Origin of the sequence: Plantactinospora sp. B24E8, from assembly GCF_039871735.1 — a bacterium.
In the GTDB taxonomy this organism is placed as follows: domain Bacteria; phylum Actinomycetota; class Actinomycetes; order Mycobacteriales; family Micromonosporaceae; genus Plantactinospora.
Genome location: NZ_JBDPMH010000007.1, coordinates 191,747 through 214,584 on the forward strand (window position 1 = coordinate 191,747; position 22,838 = coordinate 214,584).

26 protein-coding genes are annotated in these 22,838 nt (G+C 72.2%); 16 read left to right on the plus strand and 10 right to left on the minus strand.

Translation table 11 applies throughout. From position 1 onward, the window contains the following. Positions 1–89: 89 nt before the first annotated feature. A complete protein-coding gene (locus ABGB21_RS14075; protein WP_347652902.1) occupies positions 90–515 on the plus strand; it encodes a hypothetical protein in 426 nt (141 codons plus the stop codon). A gap of 93 nt (positions 516–608) precedes the next feature. Next, entirely contained in the window at positions 609–1,073 is a 465-nt protein-coding gene (locus tag ABGB21_RS14080; protein ID WP_347652901.1) for a hypothetical protein, read from the plus strand. 28 nt (positions 1,074–1,101) lie between these two features. Here ABGB21_RS14080 and ABGB21_RS14085 read toward each other — a convergent pair whose 3' ends face one another. Next, positions 1,102–2,106 carry a GNAT family N-acetyltransferase gene (locus ABGB21_RS14085; protein WP_347652900.1) on the minus strand — a complete coding sequence of 335 codons (1,005 nt, stop codon included), beginning with the start codon at positions 2,104–2,106 and terminating at the stop codon, positions 1,102–1,104. Positions 2,107–2,184: 78 nt separating this feature from the next. On the opposite strand from ABGB21_RS14085, the gene fdxA reads away from it, so the two are divergent. Both fdxA and dapC read left to right on the plus strand, forming a co-directional pair. Next, entirely contained in the window at positions 2,185–2,508 is a 324-nt protein-coding gene (gene fdxA / locus ABGB21_RS14090; RefSeq protein WP_331209664.1) for a ferredoxin, read from the plus strand. 104 nt (positions 2,509–2,612) lie between these two features. After that, a complete protein-coding gene (dapC, locus tag ABGB21_RS14095; protein ID WP_347653069.1) occupies positions 2,613–3,692 on the plus strand; it encodes a succinyldiaminopimelate transaminase in 1,080 nt (359 codons plus the stop codon). Positions 3,693–3,742: 50 nt separating this feature from the next. Here the strand turns inward: dapC and ABGB21_RS14100 are convergent, their stop codons facing one another. Next, on the minus strand, positions 3,743–4,819 hold the full coding sequence (locus ABGB21_RS14100) for a hypothetical protein (RefSeq protein ID WP_347652899.1): 1,077 nt from the start codon (positions 4,817–4,819) through the stop codon (positions 3,743–3,745). A gap of 69 nt (positions 4,820–4,888) precedes the next feature. Continuing rightward, on the minus strand, positions 4,889–5,641 hold the full coding sequence (locus ABGB21_RS14105; protein WP_347678095.1) for a hypothetical protein: 753 nt from the start codon (positions 5,639–5,641) through the stop codon (positions 4,889–4,891). 176 nt (positions 5,642–5,817) lie between these two features. Here ABGB21_RS14105 and ABGB21_RS14110 point away from each other — a divergent pair, with 176 nt between their 5' ends. The 7 genes from ABGB21_RS14110 to ABGB21_RS14140 all read left to right on the plus strand — a co-directional run bounded on the left by ABGB21_RS14110 (position 5,818) and on the right by ABGB21_RS14140 (position 14,563). Further along, complete coding sequence (locus tag ABGB21_RS14110; RefSeq protein ID WP_347652897.1) at positions 5,818–6,483, plus strand: SIMPL domain-containing protein; 666 nt, start codon at positions 5,818–5,820, stop codon at positions 6,481–6,483. A 293-nt stretch (positions 6,484–6,776) separates the two neighbouring features. Beyond that, positions 6,777–8,255 (plus strand): methionine--tRNA ligase, encoded by a 1,479-nt coding sequence (locus tag ABGB21_RS14115; RefSeq protein WP_347678097.1) that lies wholly within the window; start codon positions 6,777–6,779, stop codon positions 8,253–8,255. Between the two features lie 219 nt (positions 8,256–8,474). Then, positions 8,475–8,888: a GntR family transcriptional regulator gene (locus ABGB21_RS14120; protein ID WP_347652895.1), complete on the plus strand. Its 414-nt coding sequence runs from the start codon at positions 8,475–8,477 to the stop codon at positions 8,886–8,888. After that, positions 8,885–9,820: an ABC transporter ATP-binding protein gene (locus ABGB21_RS14125; protein ID WP_347652894.1), complete on the plus strand. Its 936-nt coding sequence runs from the start codon at positions 8,885–8,887 to the stop codon at positions 9,818–9,820. Before ABGB21_RS14120 ends, ABGB21_RS14125 begins: the two co-directional genes overlap by 4 nt. After that, complete coding sequence (locus tag ABGB21_RS14130; RefSeq protein WP_347652893.1) at positions 9,817–10,452, plus strand: hypothetical protein; 636 nt, start codon at positions 9,817–9,819, stop codon at positions 10,450–10,452. The genes ABGB21_RS14125 and ABGB21_RS14130 overlap by 4 nt, the downstream gene beginning before the upstream one ends. Before the next feature lie 66 nt (positions 10,453–10,518). Then, a complete protein-coding gene (locus tag ABGB21_RS14135; RefSeq protein WP_347678099.1) occupies positions 10,519–11,226 on the plus strand; it encodes a nucleoside/nucleotide kinase family protein in 708 nt (235 codons plus the stop codon). A gap of 160 nt (positions 11,227–11,386) precedes the next feature. Next, entirely contained in the window at positions 11,387–14,563 is a 3,177-nt protein-coding gene (locus ABGB21_RS14140) for a bifunctional diguanylate cyclase/phosphodiesterase (RefSeq protein WP_347652891.1), read from the plus strand. 237 nt (positions 14,564–14,800) lie between these two features. Here the strand turns inward: ABGB21_RS14140 and ABGB21_RS14145 are convergent, their stop codons facing one another. Both ABGB21_RS14145 and dapD read right to left on the minus strand, forming a co-directional pair. Further along, the gene (locus ABGB21_RS14145; RefSeq protein ID WP_347652890.1) at positions 14,801–15,397 is read right to left on the minus strand and encodes a sugar O-acetyltransferase; all 597 of its coding nucleotides are present in this window, start codon (positions 15,395–15,397) and stop codon (positions 14,801–14,803) included. A gap of 30 nt (positions 15,398–15,427) precedes the next feature. Beyond that, positions 15,428–16,381, minus strand: a complete 954-nt coding sequence (gene dapD, locus ABGB21_RS14150; protein ID WP_347652889.1) for a 2,3,4,5-tetrahydropyridine-2,6-dicarboxylate N-succinyltransferase — start codon at positions 16,379–16,381, stop codon at positions 15,428–15,430. A gap of 127 nt (positions 16,382–16,508) precedes the next feature. On the opposite strand from dapD, the gene dapE reads away from it, so the two are divergent. Beyond that, positions 16,509–17,582 (plus strand): succinyl-diaminopimelate desuccinylase, encoded by a 1,074-nt coding sequence (dapE, locus tag ABGB21_RS14155; RefSeq protein ID WP_347652888.1) that lies wholly within the window; start codon positions 16,509–16,511, stop codon positions 17,580–17,582. Positions 17,583–17,672: 90 nt separating this feature from the next. Here dapE and ABGB21_RS14160 read toward each other — a convergent pair whose 3' ends face one another. Continuing rightward, positions 17,673–17,840, minus strand: a complete 168-nt coding sequence (locus ABGB21_RS14160) for a hypothetical protein (protein ID WP_347652887.1) — start codon at positions 17,838–17,840, stop codon at positions 17,673–17,675. 170 nt (positions 17,841–18,010) lie between these two features. Between ABGB21_RS14160 and ABGB21_RS14165 the strand changes: the two genes are divergently transcribed. Beyond that, a complete protein-coding gene (locus ABGB21_RS14165; RefSeq protein ID WP_347652886.1) occupies positions 18,011–18,862 on the plus strand; it encodes a TIGR00730 family Rossman fold protein in 852 nt (283 codons plus the stop codon). A gap of 43 nt (positions 18,863–18,905) precedes the next feature. On the opposite strand, the gene ABGB21_RS14170 is transcribed toward ABGB21_RS14165, so the two are convergent. Then, complete coding sequence (locus tag ABGB21_RS14170) at positions 18,906–19,373, minus strand: hypothetical protein (protein ID WP_347678101.1); 468 nt, start codon at positions 19,371–19,373, stop codon at positions 18,906–18,908. Positions 19,374–19,453: 80 nt separating this feature from the next. Further along, positions 19,454–20,068: a dihydrofolate reductase family protein gene (locus ABGB21_RS14175; RefSeq protein WP_347678103.1), complete on the minus strand. Its 615-nt coding sequence runs from the start codon at positions 20,066–20,068 to the stop codon at positions 19,454–19,456. 176 nt (positions 20,069–20,244) lie between these two features. Between ABGB21_RS14175 and ABGB21_RS14180 the strand changes: the two genes are divergently transcribed. Both ABGB21_RS14180 and ABGB21_RS14185 read left to right on the plus strand, forming a co-directional pair. Beyond that, positions 20,245–20,583 (plus strand): hypothetical protein, encoded by a 339-nt coding sequence (locus ABGB21_RS14180; RefSeq protein WP_347678105.1) that lies wholly within the window; start codon positions 20,245–20,247, stop codon positions 20,581–20,583. 40 nt (positions 20,584–20,623) lie between these two features. Next, on the plus strand, positions 20,624–21,130 hold the full coding sequence (locus tag ABGB21_RS14185; protein WP_347678107.1) for a hypothetical protein: 507 nt from the start codon (positions 20,624–20,626) through the stop codon (positions 21,128–21,130). Between the two features lie 65 nt (positions 21,131–21,195). On the opposite strand, the gene ABGB21_RS14190 is transcribed toward ABGB21_RS14185, so the two are convergent. After that, positions 21,196–21,387 (minus strand): DUF397 domain-containing protein, encoded by a 192-nt coding sequence (locus ABGB21_RS14190; RefSeq protein WP_347678109.1) that lies wholly within the window; start codon positions 21,385–21,387, stop codon positions 21,196–21,198. Beyond that, entirely contained in the window at positions 21,375–22,127 is a 753-nt protein-coding gene (locus tag ABGB21_RS14195) for a helix-turn-helix transcriptional regulator (protein WP_347678111.1), read from the minus strand. The genes ABGB21_RS14190 and ABGB21_RS14195 overlap by 13 nt, the downstream gene beginning before the upstream one ends. Positions 22,128–22,354: 227 nt before the next feature. Here ABGB21_RS14195 and ABGB21_RS14200 point away from each other — a divergent pair, with 227 nt between their 5' ends. Then, positions 22,355–22,798 (plus strand): hypothetical protein, encoded by a 444-nt coding sequence (locus ABGB21_RS14200; RefSeq protein ID WP_347678173.1) that lies wholly within the window; start codon positions 22,355–22,357, stop codon positions 22,796–22,798. Positions 22,799–22,838: the final 40 nt, after the last annotated feature.

Here is a 22,838-nt window from a genome sequence, read left to right on the forward strand (position 1 = left end):
ACGTGTCCGTGTCGCCCGAGCCGGATCCGGAGCCGTCGCCGCCCGGGTCGGAACCGGCGGGGCCGCTGGCGGCTGGCGGGTCGTCGGGGGTGGCTGGCGGGTCGCCGGCCGGATCGCCGGCGTTGCGGGCCGCGGCGGACCTGGTCCTGCGGATCGTCGGCGGGGTGCTCGCGGTGGTCGGCGCGGTGGTCACCGCCGCCCTCGAACTGGTCCTCGCGACGGCGCGGGTCGGCGGTGTGCTGATCGGGGTGTCGGCGCTGCTCGCGGTCCTCGCCAACGTGGCACTGAGCTGGTTCGCGCCCCGGGCCGTCGGGCGCCGGTGGGCGCTCGCGCTCCCCGCCGTCGTCTGGTTCGTCCTGATGGTGGTCGCGGCCGGCGGCCGGAGCGAGGGCGACATCCTGCTCGCCAACGACAACTGGGTCGGCCTGGCGATGATCTTCGCCGGTTCGGTGGCCTTCGCGGTGATGGGGTTCCGGCTGATCATGGCACCACCCCGGCCCACCGACCGGCCCTGAGTCGCCCCATGGATCCGTACAGCTCCGGGTGGTAGAAATCTGGGTCAGGAACGCCTCCGCCACACCGGGGGCCCGGATCCGGAAGGACGTGCGATGAAGGAGCGTTGGCTGCCGATCGGCGTACTCGCGGGCGTGCTGTTCGGGATCAACGTGGTGGCCCGGCTGGTGGCCCGGTTCGCCTTCGCCGACCGGACCGATCTGCAGGACCGGCTGTCGCTCGGCATGTTCGTCGTGATCGGCCTGATCCTGGCGACCCTCGCGTTCCTCCAGGGGCAGCGCCGGCCGCTGGCCGACTGGGCCGGCGAGATGGCGCTCGCCGTACTGGTCGCGATGGCACTGACGGTTTTCCTCGGGCCCCTCGTCAGCGGCAGTTACCCCTTCGCGAACGGCGCCGGCGAGTTCTTCTCGCAGATCTGGTTCTACGCCGGTTTCACCGCGGGCGGCGTTGTCCTCGGCTACCTGCTGCTGACCGCGCTCGGCCGGGACTACCGGTCGCAGTCGCTCAAGCGGTACGCCGAGGCGAAGCAGTCCAAGCCGCGCCGCGTCGTCCGGCGCTGACCCTGCCACCCGGCCCGGCCGGCGGCGGCTACGGCGCCGTACGGGTCTGGTAGGTGTGGTGGGTGGTGAAGCCCAGCCGCCGGTAGAGCGAGACCGCCGCCTCGTTGTGTTCCTCCACCTGGAGGAAGGCGTCGGTCGCCCCCTGCCCGACAGCCCACTCGACGAGGCCCCGCACCAGGTGCCGTGCGAGACCACGACGTCGTGCCGCGGGCACCACCTCCACCAGGGTCAGCCCGAGCCAACGCCCCTGTCCGGTGATGGTGCCCCGGGCCGCGGCGACCAGTTCCCGCCCGCCGTCGGAGTCGGTCGACGGCCGGTCGTACAGGTGGGCGAAGCGGACCTGGCCCACGGCGGTGAGCACGTGGTGCGCGGCGGGCGGAAGTTCCGCCGGGGCGGCGCTCGGAGCTGCTGCCTTGCGCCGGGCGGCCAGGGCGAGCCACTCCGCCGACGGCGTGTCGGCCAGTTCCACGGGCGGCAGTTCCGGCCGCTCCGCGGTCGCGGCCAGCACCGTGTTCAGCGGTGCGGTCTGGACCAGCACCACGGGTCGGGTGCCCCAGCCGCGTTCGTCGAGCGCCGCGCCGATCGGGGCGGCCAGCGGCAGCGGGACGTTGACCAGGGCCGGCTGACCCCGCTCCGCGTACCACTGTCGGACGGCGTCGATCGCCTCGTCCAGCGGTCGGTCCGGGTCACCGACCGGCAGCGCCGAGTTCGCCCGACCGGTCCAGTTGTCAGCGGCCCGCAGCAGCCAGTCGCCGAGCTGTCCCCGTACCTGTGCCGGCCAGGCCTCGTCGGCGGCCCGTTCCAACTCGATCACGGCGGTGGCACTGGGCCGGCGGGCCGGCGGCACCCGTTTGGCCCGGTGCACCTCGACCAGCGGAACCCGCAGCGGACCCTCCCGGGTGGCCAACGTGAGATGTGTCTCGGTCAGTTCGACGAGTTCGCCGAGAGCGTCGGTGAAGAGCGTGCGACCGCGGGAATTCCCGACAATCCGGCGGACCACGATCCGGTGTCCCACGTCCCGCCGTCCGAGCACAATCGACCCCCTCCCCGACGACATACTAGGCTCTTAGCGTCGCGGTCGATCGCGGCTGGCTTGCGGAGGAGAAGATCGGTGACCTACATCATCGCCGAGCCGTGCGTGGATGTGCTCGACAAAGCATGCATCGAGGAGTGCCCGGTCGACTGCATCTACGAGGGCAACCGGATGCTCTACATCCACCCCGACGAGTGCGTCGACTGCGGTGCCTGTGAGCCGGTCTGCCCGGTGGAAGCAATCTTCTACGAGGACGACGTGCCGGAGCAGTGGAAGGACTACACCACCGCGAACTACGAGTTCTTCGAGGACCTCGGTTCGCCGGGCGGCGCCTCCAAGATCGGCAAGATCGAGAAGGACACCCCGTTCGTCGCGGCCCAGCCGCCCCGGGGCGAGCACTGAGCGGCACGCCGGACCACCGGCCGGGCACCGCCGCGGCGGGGCTGACGGCCGGTGGTGTCTCCACGGCCGGCGGGGCGCCGCCGAGGCGTACCGCCGGTGGCAACCTGCCCGACTTTCCCTGGGATCTGCTCGAGCCGGCGAAGGCGCTGGCCGGGCGGCATCCGGACGGGATCGTCGACCTCTCGGTGGGCACCCCGGTAGACCCGGTGCCGGAGCTGATCCGGGCCGCCCTGGCGGCGGCCTCGGACACCCCCGGCTATCCGCTGACCGCCGGCAGCCCGGCGTTGCGCGCCGCGCTGACCGGTTGGGTGGCCCGGGCCTGCGGCGCCGACCCGGAGACGGTCGGGGTGCTGCCGACCATCGGCTCCAAGGAACTGGTCGCCTGGCTGCCGACGCTGCTCGGGATCGGCCCGGGTGACGTGGTGGTGATCCCCCGGGTCTGCTACCCGACGTACGAGGTCGGCGCCCGGCTCGCCGGGGCCGAGGTGGTCCGGGCCGACTCGCTGACCGCCCTCGGTCCGGATCCCCGGGTACGCCTGATCTGGGTCAACTCGCCGTCCAACCCGACCGGTCGGGTGCTGCCACCGGCCCACCTGCGCAAGATCGTCGAGTGGGCCCGGGAGCGCGACGTGGTGGTCGCCAGCGACGAGTGCTACCTGTCGCTGGGCTGGGAGGAGAGCCCGACCTCGGTGCTCTCCGCCGAGGTCGCCGGTGGCGACTACACCAACCTGCTCGCCGTGCACTCCCTCTCCAAGCGGTCCAACCTGGCCGGCTACCGGGCCGGGTTCGTCGCCGGTGACCGTGACCTGGTCGGCGAGCTGCTCGCGGTGCGCAAGCACGCCGGCATGATCCTGCCGGCACCGGTGCAGGCGGCGATGGTCGCCGCGCTCGGCGACGAGGAACACGTTGCCGAGCAGCGGGTCCGGTACGCCACCCGGCGTGCGGTGCTCCGTGGCGCGTTGACCAAGGCCGGGTTCGAGTTGGCGCACTCCGAGGCCGGGCTCTACCTGTGGGCGACCCGGGACGAGGACTGCTGGACCACGGTGAACTGGCTGGCCGAGCGGGGCATCCTGGTGGCGCCGGGCGACTTCTACGGTCCGGCCGGTAACCGGCACGTACGGGTCGCGCTCACCGCCACCGACGAGCGGGTGGCCGCCGCCGCCGACCGGTTGACGACCTCCTGATCGCCTGACCGCCCCGACCTTCCCCGCCGCTCTTCGGACCGGCGAGGGGGTCAGGGTCGACGGAGGCTGAGTGCGGTCAGGACGGCCCGGACAGTCGCCACGGTGGGTCGGAACACGTCGTCGCGGAGGAACCGGCCGGTCGGTGCCAGCACCGCGTCCCGCAGCCACCGGGCCGCCGGTACGACGGTGGCCCGGCACACCGCCACGATGCCCCGGAACAGCAGCCCAACCGTGTGCCGCCAGAGCCAGGCGATGGCGATCCCGAGCGGGCGGAGCAGGTAGCGCCAGAACAGTACGACGGTGTGCCGCCAGAGCCAGGCGATGGCGATCCCGAGCGGGCGGAGCAGGTAGCGCCAGAACAGTACGACGGTGTGCCGCCAGAGCCAGGCGATGGCGATCCCGAGCGGGCGGAGCAGGTAGGCGTAGGTCAGCCGGCCGATCGCGGCGATGCCGTGCCCGATGGCGACGCAGAGCCAGACCGCCCCCTGCCAGAGCGCGACGACCCCCCGGACGAGCAGCCGGCCCACCGGGCGGAGGATCCCGACCAGCCAGCGGACCGGCACCACCAGCAGGTAGCGCACCAGCCAGCGGACCGGCACCACCAGCAGGTAGCGCACCAGCCAGTACAGCGGCAGCCAGAGCACCAGGTAGCCGAGCCGGCCGAGTGGCCGGAGCAGGTACCGGTACAGGAAGCGACCGATGCCGGGCAGGGCGTGCCAGAACCAGCGGGCCGGGACCACCAAGAGGTTATGGAGCAACCAGCCGAGCGGGATCACCACCAGGTAGCGGAACGGCAGTACGACCAGGTGGCGGACCAGCCAGCAGAGCGGACGCCAGATCGCCTGCCGGACGAACCAGCCGAGCGGCCGGAGCAGGAAACGGTGGGTGAGCCGGCCACTGACGACAACAAGTTCCCAGAGCAGCCGGGCGGGTACGACCACGATCGCGGCCAGTATCCGTACCGGCCAGAGGATCCAGGCGGGTGCCTCCGGCTCGGCCCGGGATCGCGGGGCCGGTGGAGTCGGCTGCCGGGCCGCCGGGGTGGACTGCCGGGCCGGCGGAGTCGACTGCCGGTCCGGGGGTGGCGACTCCCGCAGTCGAGGCGCGTCGGCGTCGTTCGTCGTCACGACGATCACCGTAACGGGCGGGTGCCAGGAGCCGCCCCGGAACCGGTGTGCCCCGGCCGGACGGACAGGTCAGCCGCGCGGTTGCCCCACCGGGTCGCCGACGGTGCGCCGCTGCAGGATGCGCCACTCCGAGGTGTCGGTCCACTCCGGGGTGCCCGTCCGCGGTGCGTCGTCGGTCCATCCCGGAGTGTCGGTCCGGGGCACGTCGTCGGTCCGGTCCGGGGTCCCGGGCGCCTGCGGGGCGGGCGTCCAGCGGGCGTCGATGACCTGCGGCTCGGCGGCGGCGTGCCGGCCCGGGCCGGTGAGGCCGAGACCGTCGGCGCCGAGTGGCCGGTCCTGGTCCGGCCCGGTCGGCTCGACAAGTTCCGGCGGGGATTCGGCACCCTCGCTGGCGGGCCGGGGCCAGCGTCGCCACCGGTGCACACTCGCCACCCCGACGAGCAGGAGCGCGCCCAGGACCAGCGCCGTGCCGCTGCGTACCGGAGCGGCGAGGTCGACCGGGTGACCATTCAGACTCAGTTTGTGGTCGATCACGTTCAGCAGCGTCGGATTCACCAGTGCGCCCACATCCGTGGCCACGTACGCGACTCCGGTCAACGCCGCGCCGAGTGGGGAGAATCGGAGTGTGGCGATGAGGCCGAGGACAATTCCCGCGGCGGCCAGGGTCAGTACGGGCAGCAGGAGAAGATCGGTGTCGACGGCCAAGCCACTGTCTTGCGCGTTCGTGAACTCCCGCGCGGACCGGTCCTGCCCGATGGCGAGCAGGAGCCAGGCCAGCGGAGACACGACGGCCGCACCGATCACCGTTCCGATGTGTCGCATTCTGGCAACGTACCGATCTGTCCGCCGGAATGGGCATGGCCAGATGGGAAATTAAATGAAAGATAAGCTTGCCGCGCACGGCATCCATGTATTGCCATTAATGGTCGACGTTCTGTTTCCTGAGTTCGTGTCGGTGCCGGGCAGCGGCGGTCGGGTCGGCCGGTTAGGGTGACCGGATGACGGATCCTGCGGTCCTGGTGGTGCGCGGCGAGGCGGTCCGGGAGGTGCCACCGGAACTCGCCCGGTTCACGGTGACCGTCTCGGTACGGGATCGCGACCGCGCCGAGGCGCTGGCCCGGCTCGCCGGGCGCAGCGACGCGGTCCGGCGCCTCGTCGACGGTTACGCCGCCGCGATCGAGCGGCGGGAGACCGGCAACCTCTGGGTACGCCCCGAGCGGAAACGCTCCGGTGACCGGGTGACCGGGTACGTCGCCAGCGTCGCCACCACCGTCACCGTCACCGACTTCGGGGTGCTCGGCGAACTGATGCTCCGGCTCGCCGACGAGGACGAGACCGGGATCGCCGGACCGTGGTGGGCGCTGCGGCCGGAGAGCCCGGCGTACCGGGAGGCCCGGCGCGCCGCCGTCGCCGAGGCGATCGGCCGGGCCCGGGAGTACGCCGCCGCGCTCGGCGCGGAGCTGACCGCCCTGCGGGAACTCTCCGACGCCGGCCAGGGCGACGGGCACCCGATGGTGCTCGCCGCGGGCGTCAGGTACCGGAACGGCGGTGGGGTGCCGGACCTCGACCTCGACCCGGAGCAGCAGACGGTGCGGGCCGAGGTGGTGGCCCGGTTCAGCATCAGCCCACCCCGACTGGAGGTCGTCCCCGACGCGGCAGGCTGACCCGTGCCGCGGCACGGGTCGACCCCGGACACCGGAGCAGGGTGGTCGGTCGGGTAACCGGATCGCCGGCGGCGGACGTACCCGATAGGGTGCTGGCATGTCCACCGCGACCCGAGTCATGCGCCGGCCCCTCGGGGGCCGGAGCTAGTCGCGCGGGCAGCCCGCGTCGCACGGGTCCCTCGTCACCGAGGGGCCCGTTTTCCGTTTCTTCCGGTCCGTGCGCCGACCCTGGTCGGCCGGCACGGCGCGCGGGGAGACCGGTCGGGCCCCTCCCGCCACTGTGGAGGATCGCCATGACCTACCTGACCACACCGATCTACTACGTCAACGACCTGCCGCACGTCGGGCACGCGTACACGACGGTCCTCGCCGACGCGCTCGCCCGCTGGCACCGACTCTGCGGGCGGCCGGTGCGGCTGATCACCGGCACCGACGAGCACGGTGCCAAGGTGCAGCGGTCGGCCGTCGAGGCCGGGGTGACCCCGGCCGCGCTCGCCGAGGCCACCGCCGGCCGGTTCCGCACCACCTGGGACCGGCTCGGCATCGGGTACGACGAGTTCGTCCGGACCACCTCCGCCGCGCACCGCAACACGGTGACCGCCCTGCTGACCCGGGTCCACGATGCCGGTCACCTGCGTCCGGGCCGGTACGACGGCCGGTACTGCGTGGCCTGCGAGGCGTACACGGCCGAACCGGTCTGCGGACTGCACCACCGGCCGACCGAGCAGGTCAGCGAGGAGAACTGGTTCTTCCGGCTGAGCCGGTTCGCCGAACCGCTCGCCGAGTGGTTCGACCGGTGTCCGGACGCGGTGCGGCCGGTCAGCCGGCGCAACGAGGCGCTCGGCTGGTTGCACCGGGGACTGACCGACTTCTCGATCAGTCGGGCCAACCTGACCTGGGGCATCCCGCTGCCCTGGGACCCGACCCAGGTGACATACGTCTGGTTCGACGCGCTCGGCAGTTACCTGACCGCGGCCGGCTGGCCGGACCCCGACTTCTCCCGCTGGTGGCCGGCGCGGCACATCATCGGCAAGGACATTCTGCGGTTCCACGCCATCTACTGGCCGGCGATCCTGCTGGCGGCGGAGCTGCCGTTGCCGGAGCGGATCACCGTGCACGGCTTTCTGCTGCAACGCGGCAGCAAGATCGCGAAGTCGGGGGAGCGGACCGTGGCGTTGGACGACCTGCTGGACCGGTTCGGTCCGGAGGGGCTGCGCTACCACCTGCTGCGGGACAACCCGGTCGGGCCGGACGGGGAGTTCTCGGTCGCCTCGGTCGAGGCGCGGTACCAGGCCGACCTGGCCAACACCCTGGGCAACCTGCTGTCCCGGGTCACCGCCCTGGTCGTCTCGCGCGCGGGCGGGGTCGGGCCGGCCCCGCGCCCGGACTCGCCGCTGGCCCGGGTGGCCGACTCGTCTGTCGAGGCGAGTGCGGCGGGCTGGGACGCCGGTCAGCCGGCCGAGGCGTTGGCCGCCACCTGGCGGCTGGTGGCGGCGGCCAACTCGTACCTGGTCTCGGCGCGGCCGTGGCGGGCCACCCCGGGTTCGGCCGAGGCGACGGCGGTGCTCGGTGACGTGCTCGAGGCGTTGCGGATCGTCGCCGTACTCGCCGCGCCGGCGTTGCCCGAGAGCGCCGACCGGATCTGGCGGCAGCTCGGCCTCGACGGGTACGCGCCCCGGGTGCCGGACGACCTGGCCTGGGGCGGTTACCCGGGCGGTCGTCCGGTCAGCCGGGCCGCGCCGCTCTTTCCCCGGCTGGCGCCGGTCGGCTGAGCTGTCCCGGTCGGCTGAGCTGTCCCGGTCGGTCAGTTGGTGAGCAGCACGATGCCGAGGGCGAGCCCGGCGGCGACAAGTAGGAACACGACGAGCAGTACGGGCCGGCCGAAGCGGCGGCGGATCTGCCGGGCCACCTGGGTCATGGGGACCTCCTGGGTTGACGGAAGGGAGTGGATGAACCACGATTCTACTATCAGACTAGTGAAACGAGAGAATGTGATCAGGTTTCAGCTGGACCGCCGGTCCGGGGTCAGCCCCTACCTGCAACTGGTCCACCAGGTCCGCCAGGCGATCCGGCTCGGGCACCTGCGCCCCGGCGACCAGTTGCCCACCGCCCGTGAGGTCGTGGAACAGGTGGCGATCAACCCGAACACCGTGCACAAGGCGTACCGGGAACTGGAACGGGACGGGTTGGTCGCGGCCCGTCCCGGCGTCGGCACCTTCGTACAGGCGTCGCTCTCCGCGCGTCGTCCCGCCGAGGACCCGGCGCTGCGGGTACAGCTCGCCGACTGGGTGGCCGCCGCCCGCCGGGCCGGGCTCGACGAGGACGACGTACGGGCGGTCTTCGACACGGTCGTCCGGCACGCGTTCGCCGGGACCAGCGTCGACCGGTCGGGCGGCGTCGCATGAGCCCGACAACCGCCAACCGGAGGTACGCCCTGGAAACCACCGGGCTGGGCCGGCGGTACGGCCGGCGCGGCTGGGCGTTGCGCGACTGCACCCTCGGCATCCCGGCCGGTCGGGTGACCGCGCTGGTCGGGCCCAACGGAGCGGGCAAGACCACCCTGCTGCACCTGGCCGTCGGGCTGCTGACCCCGACCACCGGCCAGGTACGGGTCGGCGGTCGACCGTTGGGCGGCCGGGCCGAGGACCTCGCCCGGGTGGCCTTCGTGGCCCAGGACAAGCCACTCTTCCGCTCCTTCACGGTCGCCGAGACGCTGCGGTTCGGTCAGGTGACCAACCCGCGGTTCGACCGCGAACTGGCCGAGGCGCGACTGCGCGCCCACCGGATACCCCCCGACCAGAAGGTCGGCCGGCTCTCCGGCGGGCAACGCACCCTGCTGGCCCTGACCCTGGCCCTCGGCAAACGCGCCGAGCTGCTCCTGCTCGACGAACCGCTCGCCGACCTGGACCCGCTCGCCCGGCACGAGGTGCTCGGCGCGCTGATGTCCGCCGTCGAGGAGGGCGGCGCCACCGTCGTACTCTCCTCGCACCACCTGACCGATCTGACCGAGACCTGCGATCACCTCGTGCTGCTCGCCCGAGGGCGACTCCAGGCCTGCGGTGACTTCGACGAGCTGACCGCCGCGCACCGGATCCTGACCGGGCCCGCCGAACTCGCCGACCGGCTCGCCGGTGCCCCGGGCGACGTCGTGCACCTGGACCGGACGGCCCGGCAGACCACCGCCCTGGTACGCGGCACCCGACACGACCACCATCCGGCCACCGTCTCCCGGGAACCGGCGCTCGACGAGCTGGTGCTCGGCTACCTGCGCAACCCGGACGCCACCGCGATACCCCGCCCCGGTCTCGTCCCCGCCGGAGAGGGGGAGGCCCGGTGATCTGGTTCGCCTGGCGGCAACAGCGCTTCCAGTTCACCGCGGCCGCCGGTCTGCTGGCGGTCTACACCGGACTGGCCGTCGGCGCGCGGTTCGACGCCGAACTCGTCACGGTCACCCAACTCTTCGCGGGCTACCTGACCATCGGTGTCTGCATGTTCTGGGGTGCGCCACTGGTCGCCCGCGACATCGAGCAGGGCACCCAGCGACTCGCCTGGACCCAGAGCGTCACCCGGGGTCGGTGGCTCGCCACCCGGCTCGGTGTCGCGGCCCTCGGCGCCCTCGCCGCCACCGCCGTGCTGGCCGGCCTGATCAGCTGGGTCCTGCCCGCCGGGCCGGTCGCCGACCCGATGACCTGGTACCACTACGAGTCCCACGGCGTCGTGCCGTTCGCCCGGGTTCTGCTCGCCCTCGCCCTCGGTGCGGCCCTCGGGGCGCTGACCCGGAACACCCACCTCGCCATGGCCGTCTCCGTACCGCTGCTCGGCATCCTCCAGCTCGGCGGCGCCCGTCGGCTCCGGGAGAGCACCGGGTGGGACTTCTGGCCCCTCCAGTGGGCGGAAGCCGGCTGTTATCTCGGCGCCGCCGCCCTGCTCACCGTCCTCACCTACGTCGCGGTACGCCGTCGGGTCTGAACGCCTCCCTACCCCGGCCGGCCCGTTAGGGACCGGACGGCGTGACGACGGTGGCATAGTTTCCGGGTGTCGTACCCGCACCGCACCCTTGACGAGCTGGTGGCCCGGGCCGGCGGGCTGGTGTCGGCCGGGTCCCGCCGGCTGCTCGGCATCACCGGTGCCCCGGGCGCTGGCAAGTCCACCCTGGCCGGTCAGCTCGTCGCCGCGTTGAACACCGGCTCCGGCACCAGCCCGGATCATCCGGTCGCGGTGCTGGTGCCGATGGACGGCTTCCACCTGGCCGAGGCGGAGCTGCACCGGCTCGGCCGGCACGACCGCAAGGGTGCCCTCGACACCTTCGACGGCGCCGGTTTTGTCGCCCTGCTGCGTCGGCTCCGCGCCGCCGACCCGGAGACCGTCCACCCGTCCGAGGGCCGCCGGGAGCCGGAGACCGTCTACGCGCCGGAGTTCCGCCGCGAGATCGAGGAGCCGGTCGCCGGGGCGATCGCGGTACCGCCGTCGGTGCCGCTGGTCGTGGTGGAGGGCAACTACCTGCTGGTCGCAGACGGTCCCTGGGCCGAGGTGCGGACACTGCTCGACGAGGTCTGGTTCCTGCACCTCGACGAGGCGGAGCGGCTGCGCCGGTTGACCGCCCGGCACGTCACCTTCGGCCGGCCACCGGTCGACGCGGCGGCCCGGGCCCGGGGCACGGACCAGGTGAACGCCACGTTGATCGCCGGTACGGCCGACCGCGCCGACCTGGTGGTCCGGCTGGCACCGGTCAGCGGGCGCTAGATTCGTACCCGCCGATGGTGGGTGCCGGCGCCCGGTTTCCACATCGTCCCGTGAGCAGTACCCGGCGGGGTGATGGCGGAGCGCATCCCGGACTGATAGACCCATCGGCGAAGCTGTTTCGGTCGCCTCGCGGGGCCGTCCGACGATCGGCAGGAGACCGGTGTCAGATCGGAAAGTGTTGACCTGGTACGCCGTCTCGCTCGGAGTACTGGTGGTCTGCTTCTTCGCCGTACCGGCCGCCCGGACGGTGCTGACCGGTGCTGTGGGACTGGTTGTCGTCGTCGCTGTCGCGGTCGGAGTCCGACGACACCGTCCGAACCGGGCGTACGCCTGGTGGCTGCTCGGCGCCGCGATCGGGGTCTTCGCGGTCGGCGACACCGTCTACCTGCTCGGCGCGAACCTGCCGCTCGGCGCCTCCCGATCCACCTCGGCGCTGATCTCCGACGTCTGCTACCTGGTGATGCTGCCGCTGATCGGTGCCGGACTGCTCGGGCTGACCCGGTCCACCACCGGGGCCCGGGACCGTTCCGGACTGCTCGACTTCCTGATCTTCACCTCGGCCGGCGGTTTCCTGCTCTGGGTGCTGGTGATCCGGCCGTACCTGCTCGGCTCCGGGGCGGCCACCTTCGAGAAGTCGGCACTGGCCGCGTACGCACTGGTCGACCTGCTGCTGCTGGCCACCACCGTACGACTGGCGGTCAGCTCGCGGCGCAGCGTCGCCGCGCTGCTGCTGGTGGTCGGCGCGGCCGGGATGCTCGTTGCCGACCTGGTCTACGGCGCCGCACTGCTGCGCGGCGACTGGCAGGCCGGCGGCCCGGTCGAACTCGGCTGGCTGCTCTTCTACGGCGCCTGGGGCGCAGCCGCGCTGCACCCGTCGATGACGGTGCTGACCGAGCCGGCCGCGCGGCGGGACAGCGAGATCACCAAGACCCGCCTGGTCCTGCTCGGCTTCGCGGCGACCCTCGCCCCGGCGGTCCTGCTGGGCCAGGTGGCGACCGGCGGGGTACGCGACGGCGCGGTGATCGCCGTGGCCGGCGGCATCGTCTTCGTCCTGGTGCTGAGCCGGCTCGGCGACGCGGTCGACGCGCACCGCCAGGCGGTCGCCCGGGAGCGCGGGCTGCGTCAGGCCGGTGCCGAATTGGTCGCGGCGGCGGACGCGGCAGAGGTCGACCGGGCGGTACGGCGGGCGGTGGCCCGGCTGGTGCCCCGGCAGGCGGCACACCGGATCATCTGCTCGGTCAACCGAAGCGACGGGGTGCCGGCCGGCGCGGTCAGCATCTGGGGCCGGAGCCTGGTCGGCACCCCGCCGCTCTATCCGGCCCCGACCACGGCGGTCGCCCGGCGCAGCCGGCTGCTCCGGGTCCGCACCCTGCAGCCGGCCCTGGCCGACCAGCTGCACGGCTTCGACACGGTGGTGCTCTGCCCGCTGGTCGGGGACGGGCGGTCCGGCGCGGCATCCCGGGTCGGCGCACTGCTGGTCGCCGCCGACGGCCGGCTGCTGCCGACGCTGCGGGACTCGCTGGAGGTGCTGGCCGCCCAGACCGCGTTGGCGTTGGAGCGGATCAGCCTCGACCAGGAGATCAACCGCCGGGACAGCGAGGCGTACTTCCGCAGCCTGGTGCAGAACGCCGCCGACGTCATCCTGATCGTCAACGACGACCACGGCATCCGGTACGCCAGCCCGTCGGTGCGTACCGTGCTCGGCGTCGACCCGCCGGACTGCACCGACCTCGGCGTCCTGCTCCAATCCGACGAGCAGCTCTCGGTCGCCGCCCTGCTGGACTCGGCGCGGGGCGGCCCCGACCGCCGGGGCGAGGGGCTCGACTGGAGCGTACGGCGGGCCGACGGGCAGCGGGTGCAGTTGGAGGTGACCTGCCGGGACCTGCGCCGGGACCGGTCCGTACGCGGTTTTGTGCTGACCCTGCGGGACGTCACCGAACGGGTCCGCCTGGAGCAGGAGCTCACCCACCGGGCGGTGCACGACACGCTGACCGGACTGGCCAACCGGGCGTCCTACCAGGACCAGGTCTACGAGGCGGTGGAGAAGGCCCGGGACGGCGACCGGACGGTCGGCGCGCTCTCCATCGACCTGGACGAGTTCACCACGGTCAACGACACGCACGGGCACGCGATCGGGGACGCGATGCTGATCGCCGCCGGGCAGCGGCTGCGGGAGGTGGTCGGCCCGGACAACCTGGTGGCCCGGCTCGGCGGCGACGAGTTCGCCGTCCTGGTGCCGGACGCCGACGATCCCGGTGCGGTCGAGCGGGTCGCCGACGAACTGGTCCGGGAGCTCACCGAGCCACTCACCGTCGGCGACACCGTGGTCAACGGCTCGGTAAGCGTCGGGGTGGCCACCACCGCCGACGCCGGCGACGCCGGTGAGCTGCTGCAACGCGCCGACCTGGCGCTGTACGTCGCCAAGGGGGCCGGCAAGGGCCGGTGGTGCCGCTACCAGTCGGAGCTGCACACCGCCATCGTGGAGCGGCTGGAGCTGCGGGCCGCGTTGACCGAGGCGGTGCAGAAGCTGAGTTTCTCGGTGGAGTACCAGCCGATCGTCGACATGCGGACCGGGGGAGCGGTCGGGTTCGAGGCGCTGGCCCGGTGGCACCATCCGGCCCGGGGTCCGGTGCCGCCGGAGCAGTTCATCGGGCTGGCGGAGGAAACCGGGCTGATCGAGCCGATCGGCACCTGGGTGCTGCGTCAGGCGGTCGAGGCGGCCGCCCGCTGGCACCCCGACCGTGGCGGGGCGCCGGACGCCCGAACCGCTGCCGGTGGGCCGTACGTCAGCATCAACGTCTCGGCCCGACAGCTCGGCACCCCCGGCTTCGTCGGTACGGTGCGGGCGGCGCTGGAGGCCGCCGACGTACCGCCGAGCCGGGTGATGCTGGAGATCACCGAGAGTCTGCTGCTCCGGGACCAGGAGCCGGTCTGGACCGAGCTGGCCGAGCTGCGGTCACTCGGCCTGCGGGTGGCGATCGACGACTTCGGCACCGGCTTCTCGTCCCTGAGCTACCTCCAGCAGATGCCGGCTGACGTGCTGAAACTCGACCGCTCGTTCACCGAGACCATCGCCTCGTCGCGGCGGCAGCGGCTGTTGGTGGAGGGGATCATCCGACTGGCCGGCACGCTCGGCCTGGAGATCATCGCCGAGGGCATCGAGACCGAGGCGGTCCGGACCATCCTGCTCGACCTGGGCTGCGCCTCCGGGCAGGGTTACCTCTTCTCCCGGCCGCTGCGCGGCCCGGACGCGCTGCGCTGGCTGCGCGGCGACCCACCGGCCGACCCGCCGCCACCGGCCGCGACACCGCCGCGCCCCCGCCCGCCCGGCGACTGAACCTTGCTGTCACGGCGTCCGCCGGCGTCCGCCTGTTCCGGCTTCTCCGTCCGGACAGCCGCTGGGACACACATGTCCCGTGGAGCCTATGACTCTGAGTCATATTTATGCCCGAGAGTCATACCGTGCATCCGACATGATGTTCCCGGGCAGCGGCCGTGCCGGTGGGGAGCCCAGCCGGGGACGACCGCGCTCGGGAGAGCGGGGACCGGACGTCGGGCGTCCTGAGATGGCGGTTCAGGTCGACGGGTCGGTGGTCGGGGTGATCGGGCGGACGACCCGGGCCGGGTTGCCGACCGCGACGACCCCGGCCGGCAGGTCCCGGGTGACCACGCTGCCGGCCCCGACCACGGTGTCCGGCCCGATGGTGACGCCGCCGAGCACGATCACCCCACCGCCGAGCCAGACGTTGTCGCCGAGCACGATCGGCCGGGCCGCCTCCCACTTCGCCCGTCGCGGCTCCGCCTCGACCGGGTGGTACGCGGTCAGCAGCTGCACGTTCGGCCCGATCTGCACGTCCGCCCCGATGGTGATGGCGGCGACGTCCAGCAGCACGGTGTTGAAGTTCAGGTACGACCGGTCGCCGATCCGGATCTGCGTACCGTAGTCGCAGTGGAAGGGCGGTCGGACCGTCACGCCGGTGCCGAGGTCGCCGAGCAGTTCGCGCAGCAGCGTGTCCCGCCGTTCCGGCTCGTCCGCGCCGACACTGTTGTACGCCCGGACCAGCCGGTCGGCCCGCAGCGCCAGCGCGACGAGTTCCGGGTCGTCGGCCCGGTACAGGTCACCGGTGAGCATCCGCTCCCGGGCGGTACGGGTGTCGGGTTCGCCGTCCATCGCCGCCCGCCCGGTCCGGTCCCGCCACCGTCAGTCGTTCGCGTGCAGGGCCGCGTTGAGTTCGATGCCGCGCCCGGTCCGGGGTTTCGCCTCCAGGGCGCCGGTCACCGAGTTGCGCCAGAAGAGCAGGCCGTCGACTCCGGACAGTTCGCGGGCCTTGACCACCCGACCGTCCGGCAGGGTCACCTTCGACCCGGCGGTGATGTAGCAGCCGGCCTCGACCACACAGTCGTCGCCGAGCGAGATGCCGATGCCGGCGTTGGCGCCGAGCAGGCTGCGCTCGCCGATCCGGACCTTCTCCTTGCCGCCGCCGGAGAGGGTACCCATGATCGAGGCACCGGCGCCGATGTCCGAGCCGTCCCCGACCACCACGCCGGCCACGATCCGGCCCTCGACCATGGAGGTGCCGAGGGTGCCGGCGTTGAAGTTGCAGAAGCCCTCGTGCATCACGGTGGTGCCGGCGGCGAGGTGGGCGCCGAGGCGTACCCGGTCGGCGTCGGCGATCCGGACCCCGGACGGGACCACGTAGTCGGTCATCCGGGGGAACTTGTCGACCCCGTAGACGGCGAGGTGCCGGCCGGCGGCCCGTTCGATGACCCGCAGCTCGTCGACCCGGTCCGGCGGGCAGGGCCCGGCCGAGGTCCAGGCGACGTTCGCCAGCACCCCGAAGATGCCGTCGAGGTTCAGCTCGTTGGGCCGGACCAGGCGGTGGGAGAGCAGGTGCAACCGGAGGTACGCGTCGGCGGCGTCCTTGATCGGGTCGGCGAGCGAACCGATCTCGGTGACCACCACCTCGGTACGCAGCCCGGGCAGCGCCCGCTCGCCGAGCGCGCCCGGCGGAAGGTCGAGTACGTCACCGTTCTCGCCGGCCACCAGCGGCGATTCGCCGAGGCCGAGCTTGCCGGTCGGGTACCAGGTGTCCAGCACCTGGTCGCCGGCGATGGTGGCTACTCCGATCCCCCAGGCGGGTTGTGCGGTCGTCACCGGAAACCTCTCACTCGTACGGGGCGTCCGGCCGTCCCGGTCGGCGGGGCGGTCGGGCGTGGGGGACGTCATTCGCGAGTGTGGGACGCGTCCCGCCGTCACGAGTGTGACGGTACCGTCTCCCACCATGGAGAACCCGCTCACCCCCGAGGTGTTGGCCGATCCGGTGGCGTTGACCCGCGCCCTGGTCGACATCGAGTCCGTCTCACTGAACGAAAAGGAGATCGCGGACTTCGTCGAGGAGGTGCTCGGCGGCGTGCCGCACCTGGAGGTGCGGCGGCACAGCAACACGGTGATGGCCCGTACCCGGCTGGGCCGGGCCCAGCGGGTGGTGCTGGCCGGGCACCTGGATACCGTGCCGTTGAACAACAACTTCCCGTCCAGCCTGCAGGGTGATCTGATCTACGGCTGCGGCACCTCCGACATGAAGTCCGGCGTGGCGTACGCGCTGCACCTGGCGGTGAGCGTGCCGGAGCCGAGGTACGACGTCACGTACTTCTTCTACGAGGCCGAGGAGATCGACTCCCGGTACAACGGGCTGACCCTGGTCGCGGACGCGCACCCGGAGTGGCTGGCGGCGGATTTCGCGGTGCTGCTGGAGCCGACCCACGGCGTGGTGGAGGCGGGCTGTCAGGGCACGATGCGACTGCGGCTGACCACCCGGGGCCGGCGGGCGCACTCGGCCCGGTCGTGGAACGGGGTGAACGCCATCCACGCGGTCGGCCCGGTGCTGGAGCGGCTGGCGAACTACCAGGCCCGGATGGTCACCATCGACGGCTGCGTCTACCGGGAGGGGCTGAACGCGGTCCGGATCGGCGGCGGGATCGCCGGCAACGTGGTGCCCGACCTGTGTGAGGTGGAGCTGAACTTCCGCTTCGCCCCGGACCGGACGGTCGAGCAGGCGGAGGCGCACGTCCGTGAGGTGTTCGAGGGCTACGAGGTGGAGGTGACCGACTGCGCGCCCGGCGCGCTGCCCGGACTCACCGCGCCGCCGGCCCAGGAGTTCCTGGCGGCGGTCGGGGCCGACCCGGTCGGCAAGCTGGGCTGGACCGACGTGGCCCGGTTCGCCGCGCTGGGCGTACCGGCGTTGAACTTCGGTCCGGGTGACCCGAACCTGGCGCACGCCCCGGACGAGCATGTGGAGATCGGCAAGATCCGCGACGGTGCGGCCACCCTGCACCGCTGGCTCGCCTCGCACTGAGCGAGCCGTAGCCGGCCGGCGACTGACCCCCGCCGGCCGGCTACGGAGTTTCCCGCTGCCGCCCAGGCCGGACGGCCGGGGACGGATGGTTCACCCCTCGATCGGTTGACGCAGCGGGGACCCGGTCGGGTCGGGTCCCGGGTCGAGCTCGTCGGTGCTGTCGGGGGCCGTGTGCCGGGTCATCCGACGCTCGGCCACCACTGCCCGGATCCGGCGCTGCATCTGCCGGCGGAGCCGGATTATCTCGACGTTTGTCATCACTGTCGCCCCCCGAAGGTGTGCGCGACGGTGGTGTGGGCGTCGCGCGTCCCCCTGTGTAATGGGTAGACGCAGTCCGGGCCGGTTTGGTTGCTCAGTTGCAGGATGTTTGTCACCGTTACGGGGACGACGCCGCACCTGTGGTTGTCCGCCCGATTACCGTGGACGCCATGAACCACAGCTTGGGGCGGGACGGCGGTCGTGGACCGGGGCCGGAACGGCACCGCGGCGCGGTCACGCTGCGCCGCGAGGCCATCCCGTGGAGTACGGCCGACCAGCGGCTGCTCGACTCCCGCAGCCGGGCCGACTGGAAGACCAAGGACGCCTGGCGGGCGCTGCGGATCCTCTCGGAGTTCGTCGAGGGCTTCGACACCCTCGCCGACCTGCCGCCGGCGGTCAGCGTCTTCGGCTCGGCCCGCAGCAAACCCGACAGCCCGGAGTGTGAGCTGGCCGAGGCGCTCGGCGGTGCCCTGGCCCGGGCCGGCTACGCGGTGATCACCGGCGGCGGGCCGGGCGTGATGGAGGCGGCCAACCGGGGGGCCACCGAGGCGGGTGGGCTCTCCGTCGGACTCGGCATCGAGTTGCCGTTCGAGCAGGGCATCAACGACTGGGTCGACATGGCGATCGACTTCCGGTACTTCTTCGCTCGCAAGACCATGTTCGTCAAGTACGCCCAGGCGTTCGTGGTGCTGCCGGGCGGCTTCGGCACCCTCGACGAACTGTTCGAGGCGTTGACCCTGGTGCAGACCGGCAAGGTGACCCGGTTCCCGGTGGTGCTGATGGGTGAGGCGTACTGGCGTCCGCTGCTGGACTGGCTGCGGGACACCCTCGCCGCCGACGGGAAGATCAGCCCGGCCGACCTGGAACTGATCATCGTCACCGACGACGTCGACGCGGCCGTACGACACATCGTCGAGGCCGACGCGGCGCTGGCGGCCGAGCAGGAGGCGCTGCAGGAGAGCGCGATCGCCCAGGCCGGAGCCGCCCAGGCCGAAGCCGACCGCGCCGCCCCCTCGCGCTGAGAGAAAACGGTCGCGCACCGGAGTCTGTTCGAGTCCTGACGCCTCAGAAGTGGGCGAGGATCTGGCGGACCGGGTGCCCCAGGATGTTGCCGAGTTCGGCGAGTTCCGCCTCGGTGAACTCGTACTCCGGCCGGCAGGCGTCGCGGATGCCGATCTCGAACCGGGCGTAGCCGCACGGCCAGTCGTAGTCGAGGGTGTCCAGCGGGAGGACCGTGCCGCAGCAGGGCATGGTGCCGTCCAGGTTGTCGAATTCCCCCTCGGCCAGGGTGACCAGTGCGTCGAACCAGTCGAGGGAGATGTCACCCCGGCAGCGGGGGCAGGTAATCCGTTCCAGGTTCTCTCCCGGGTGGATCACCGCGATCCGGTCGTGGAACTCGACCTTCACCTCCTGCATTGTGCCGTCCGGGTCCGGGAAGATCCGGCGGACGTAGACCTCCGCCGCCTCGGCGGCGGCGCTGGTCGGCTGCCAGTGGACCGCGGTCGGGATCGCCGAGATGTAGAACTCGCTCATGGCAGGGAATTCTGACCGATGGCACCGACGGAGAGATCGCCTCCACCCCTCGGCAGGTGGAGGCGATCTCCGGTCAGCGGTCAGTCCCTGGTGAAGGTGCCGACCGGGACCTCGCCGACCGGGGCGTACGTGCCGATGACAACTCCGGTGCTGGAGATCGTGCTGTCGACGAGCTTGAGCCCGGCCGGCGTCGTGCCCTCGCCGAAGAGCCGCTTGCCCGACCCGACGAGCACGGGGAAGGTCCAGATCCGGAACTCGTCGACCAGGTTGTGTCGCAGCAGGGTCTGGATCAGGTCGGCGCTGCCGTGCACCTGCAGCTCCGGCCCGTCCTGCTGCTTGAGGGCGGCGAGCCCGTCAGCGGCGTCACCCTCGATCTGGACGGAGTTGCTCCACGCCGTCAGGTCGGGGCGGCCACGGGAGGCGACGTACTTGGTGGCCTCGTTGAAAATCTTGCCGCCCTCCTCCTCGGAGGCGTGCGGCCAGTGCGCGGCCATGATGTCGAAGGTCCGACGGCCCAGCACCATGGCGAACGGCCTGGTGGTCGCCTCGGCCATCACCTGACCCATCGCCTCGTCCCAGTAGTTGACCGACCAGCCCTCGTGCGCGAAGCCGCCGCTGGGGTCCTCGCCCGGGCCGCCCGGGGCCTGCATGACGCCGTCGAGGGTCAGGAACGTGGTGACGATCAGCTTGCGCATGACGGGAAGTCCTCTCGCTCGGTCTGGTTGGTGCCGCGTCTCCGTTGGCCAGAACTCTTCCACCGACGATTCAATCTGTCAAGACAAGAAAAGTTGTCGGTGTGTCTCGGGTGCTTTACTGGCCAGGGACGCGGTACGACATGCGCTACGACGGCTCGGACGGAGGCGCCGACCAGATGAGCGAGATGGATCCGCACATCCACGTCGAGCAGCGGGTGACGCATGCCGGTCACGACGTCAGGAACCTGCTCGCCTCGACGTTCGGACTGGCGGCTGACGCGCCGGCCGTGGTCACCACGGGCTGCGGGCGACAGGTGCCGTACGCGATGACCTCGCCCCGCCCGGAGAGCGTCACCTGCCTCGCCTGTCGGGATCACGCGCACCGGGAACACCTGCGCTTCGCCGACCAGGTCGAGCAGTTGGGCCGGATGCCGGGCAGTGTGATCAGCGACGACCAGGCCACCCTGGCCGCCGAACGGCATCGTGACCTCGCGCAACGGTTCCGGAGCCGGTGACGGGCGGGCGGCCGCCCGACCGTCGGCACAGAATGTCGCAGTGAGCTGGTCGCTGTACGCCGTGCCGCTGCACGACGTCACCCGCGACGGCGGATGGGAGTGGGCGGCTTCCGCTGGCTCGGTGCGCAGACTGCCCGACCAGCCGCCGAAGCCGACGCCACCGGCCCGGGTCGGAGACGTCCTCGACGCCGTACGTGCCGCCGGGTGTCACGGCACGGCATGGTTCGAGGTCGACGGCGTGACCGCTGGCTCGGAACTACCCGGATGTCCGGGCGCCGGGACCTGCGTCACCGAGCAGGGACCGGATCTGGGTGAGGTCGGTTTGCACGTCACCGGACAGGTGCGTCACGGGCAGCCGTTGTCGATCGACGCCGCCGTGGTGGGGATGTCGTTCCGGAAGCCGAACACGCTTGCCGTGCTGCGTGCGGTGTGCGCGCTGGCCTCGGTCGCGGGGCCGCTGCTGGTCCACGACGACTCGGCGGACCAGGTGTTCGTGGTGTGGCCGGGCGAGCGGGCCGACGACCTGCGGGGAGAGTGGCCGTGGTAGCCGAAGGGTCAGCTCGCGCAGCGGGTGCGCCGCGCGGTTGACCGTGCGGGGGAGAGCCCGCCGGGTTACGCCTGGCGGGTCGAGGAGACGAAGGAACGCCAGGCGGTCGGGGTGAAGACGAGGGTACCGCCGGTGCGGTCCTTGCTGTCCCGGACCAGTACCCGGCCGGGCAGGTTGTCGGCCACCTCGACGCAGTCTCCGCCATTGGAGCTGCTGCGGGTGCTGGTGCGCCAACGGGCGCCGGTCAGGTCAGCCATTCTCGTGCCTTCAACAGTGCGATCGACTGGTCGCGTGGCAGTGCCAGCGATCTCAGAGTGTCCCAGGTGCGCCAGAGTCCGGCAACGTGCTTGCTGCTGACCCGTCCCTCCGCCTGGTCGTCCAGGTATGCCTCGTCGGGCCGGCCGTCCAGGCTGGCCAGCACAAACGCGCCGGCCTGACCGGGGTGCAGCCCGGCGTGCAGCGGCAGCACGTGCACCATCACGAACGGCCGCTGGGCCATCTCGACCAGGTGGTCGAGCTGCGGGTGCATGATCTCCGGATGGCCGCGACGTAGCGCCATCTCGTCGATGACAAACACGGTCAGCGGCGGCCGGGGACGGTCGAAGACGTTGACCTGCCGCTTGAGCCGGGTGGCCACGTGGCCGTCCACCTCGTCGCCGCCGAGCGGACCGCTGCTGAGCACCGCCCGGGCGTACGCCTCGGTCTGCAGCAGACCGGGGATCACCGAGTTCTGGAACGAGCGAAGGGCGGTAGCGTCACGCTCGATCTCTGCCCACGGCCGAAACCAGGGCAGATCCCGGCGGCGCAGCGCCTCCGGCCAGAGTTCCTCCACGTCCCGGCCGAGCGCCTCGGCCGCCGCCGTCCGGTGTCGCGGCTGCGGGATCCGACCCGGGCTGACCCACCGGCCCACCGTCTTCGAGTCGACCCCCAACTTCTCCGCCAGGGACTCGGCGGTCTCGCCCAGCTCGGCCATCGCCCGTCGTACGGCCTCGTTCACCGTCGCCTCCCCATTGGACGTCTTGGATGTCTGCCACCATATCCATACGCGGTGTGATTGTCCGACCACAACTCGCAGGCTCTTGGTGAGCGGAACCGTTCGGCCGTGGCGGCAAACACCCGGGCGGAACCGCGCGGGGACCGCCCCGACGGTCCTCCCCCCCGGAACCGGGGTGGTCCCCGCTCCAGAAACCCGTCGACCGCAAGACGAGAGGAGACCGGCATGCGATGGGAAAGCGGGACGCCACGAGAACACCGGCGGGACTGGCGGCGGCTGTGGCGCCACTGCCGGTGCGGACTGCGCTGGCGCTGCCCGGACGACGTACCCCGGCCACGGCCGACAAACCGGGGACCCGCCTGGCCCGGGTCACGCCGGTGAACCCGCCGCACGCGCGCCGCCGCCCGCACACGCCGATGCGGCCGACGTACCGCTGCCGCACCTGCGCGGCGCACTGGCCCTGCCCGACCGCACGGCTCGTGCTGACCCGGCTCTACCGGGACGACCCGGCCGGCCTGCGCCGCCACCTGACCACACACCTGCGGCACGCGCGGCGTGACCTCGCCGAGACGGCACCCGGCGTGGACGCCGACGCGCTCACCGTACGGTTCCTCGGCTGGCTGCCGGCCGACGACGCTGGTAGGCCGGACGGGACGGCCGTAGCGGATCCGTGAACGTCACTGTCCGGCCGTGCCTGCCGAGATCACGTCGGAG

What these genes read in the sequence shown, in the direction of transcription:
- ABGB21_RS14080 (WP_347652901.1), top strand. Translation starts at nt 609, where the DNA reads ATGAAGGAGCGTTGGCTGCCGATCGGCGTACTCGCGGGCGTGCTGTTC.
- ABGB21_RS14105 (WP_347678095.1), bottom strand. Translation starts at nt 5,641, where the DNA reads ATGCGACACATCGGAACGGTGATCGGTGCGGCCGTCGTGTCTCCGCTG.
- ABGB21_RS14110 (WP_347652897.1), top strand. Translation starts at nt 5,818, where the DNA reads ATGACGGATCCTGCGGTCCTGGTGGTGCGCGGCGAGGCGGTCCGGGAG.
- ABGB21_RS14115 (WP_347678097.1), top strand. Translation starts at nt 6,777, where the DNA reads ATGACCTACCTGACCACACCGATCTACTACGTCAACGACCTGCCGCAC.
- ABGB21_RS14125 (WP_347652894.1), top strand. Translation starts at nt 8,885, where the DNA reads ATGAGCCCGACAACCGCCAACCGGAGGTACGCCCTGGAAACCACCGGG.
- ABGB21_RS14145 (WP_347652890.1), bottom strand. Translation starts at nt 15,397, where the DNA reads ATGGACGGCGAACCCGACACCCGTACCGCCCGGGAGCGGATGCTCACC.
- dapE (WP_347652888.1), top strand. Translation starts at nt 16,509, where the DNA reads ATGGAGAACCCGCTCACCCCCGAGGTGTTGGCCGATCCGGTGGCGTTG.
- ABGB21_RS14160 (WP_347652887.1), bottom strand. Translation starts at nt 17,840, where the DNA reads ATGACAAACGTCGAGATAATCCGGCTCCGCCGGCAGATGCAGCGCCGG.
- ABGB21_RS14165 (WP_347652886.1), top strand. Translation starts at nt 18,011, where the DNA reads ATGAACCACAGCTTGGGGCGGGACGGCGGTCGTGGACCGGGGCCGGAA.
- ABGB21_RS14170 (WP_347678101.1), bottom strand. Translation starts at nt 19,373, where the DNA reads ATGAGCGAGTTCTACATCTCGGCGATCCCGACCGCGGTCCACTGGCAG.
- ABGB21_RS14175 (WP_347678103.1), bottom strand. Translation starts at nt 20,068, where the DNA reads ATGCGCAAGCTGATCGTCACCACGTTCCTGACCCTCGACGGCGTCATG.
- ABGB21_RS14180 (WP_347678105.1), top strand. Translation starts at nt 20,245, where the DNA reads ATGAGCGAGATGGATCCGCACATCCACGTCGAGCAGCGGGTGACGCAT.
- ABGB21_RS14190 (WP_347678109.1), bottom strand. Translation starts at nt 21,387, where the DNA reads ATGGCTGACCTGACCGGCGCCCGTTGGCGCACCAGCACCCGCAGCAGC.
- ABGB21_RS14200 (WP_347678173.1), top strand. Translation starts at nt 22,355, where the DNA reads ATGGGAAAGCGGGACGCCACGAGAACACCGGCGGGACTGGCGGCGGCT.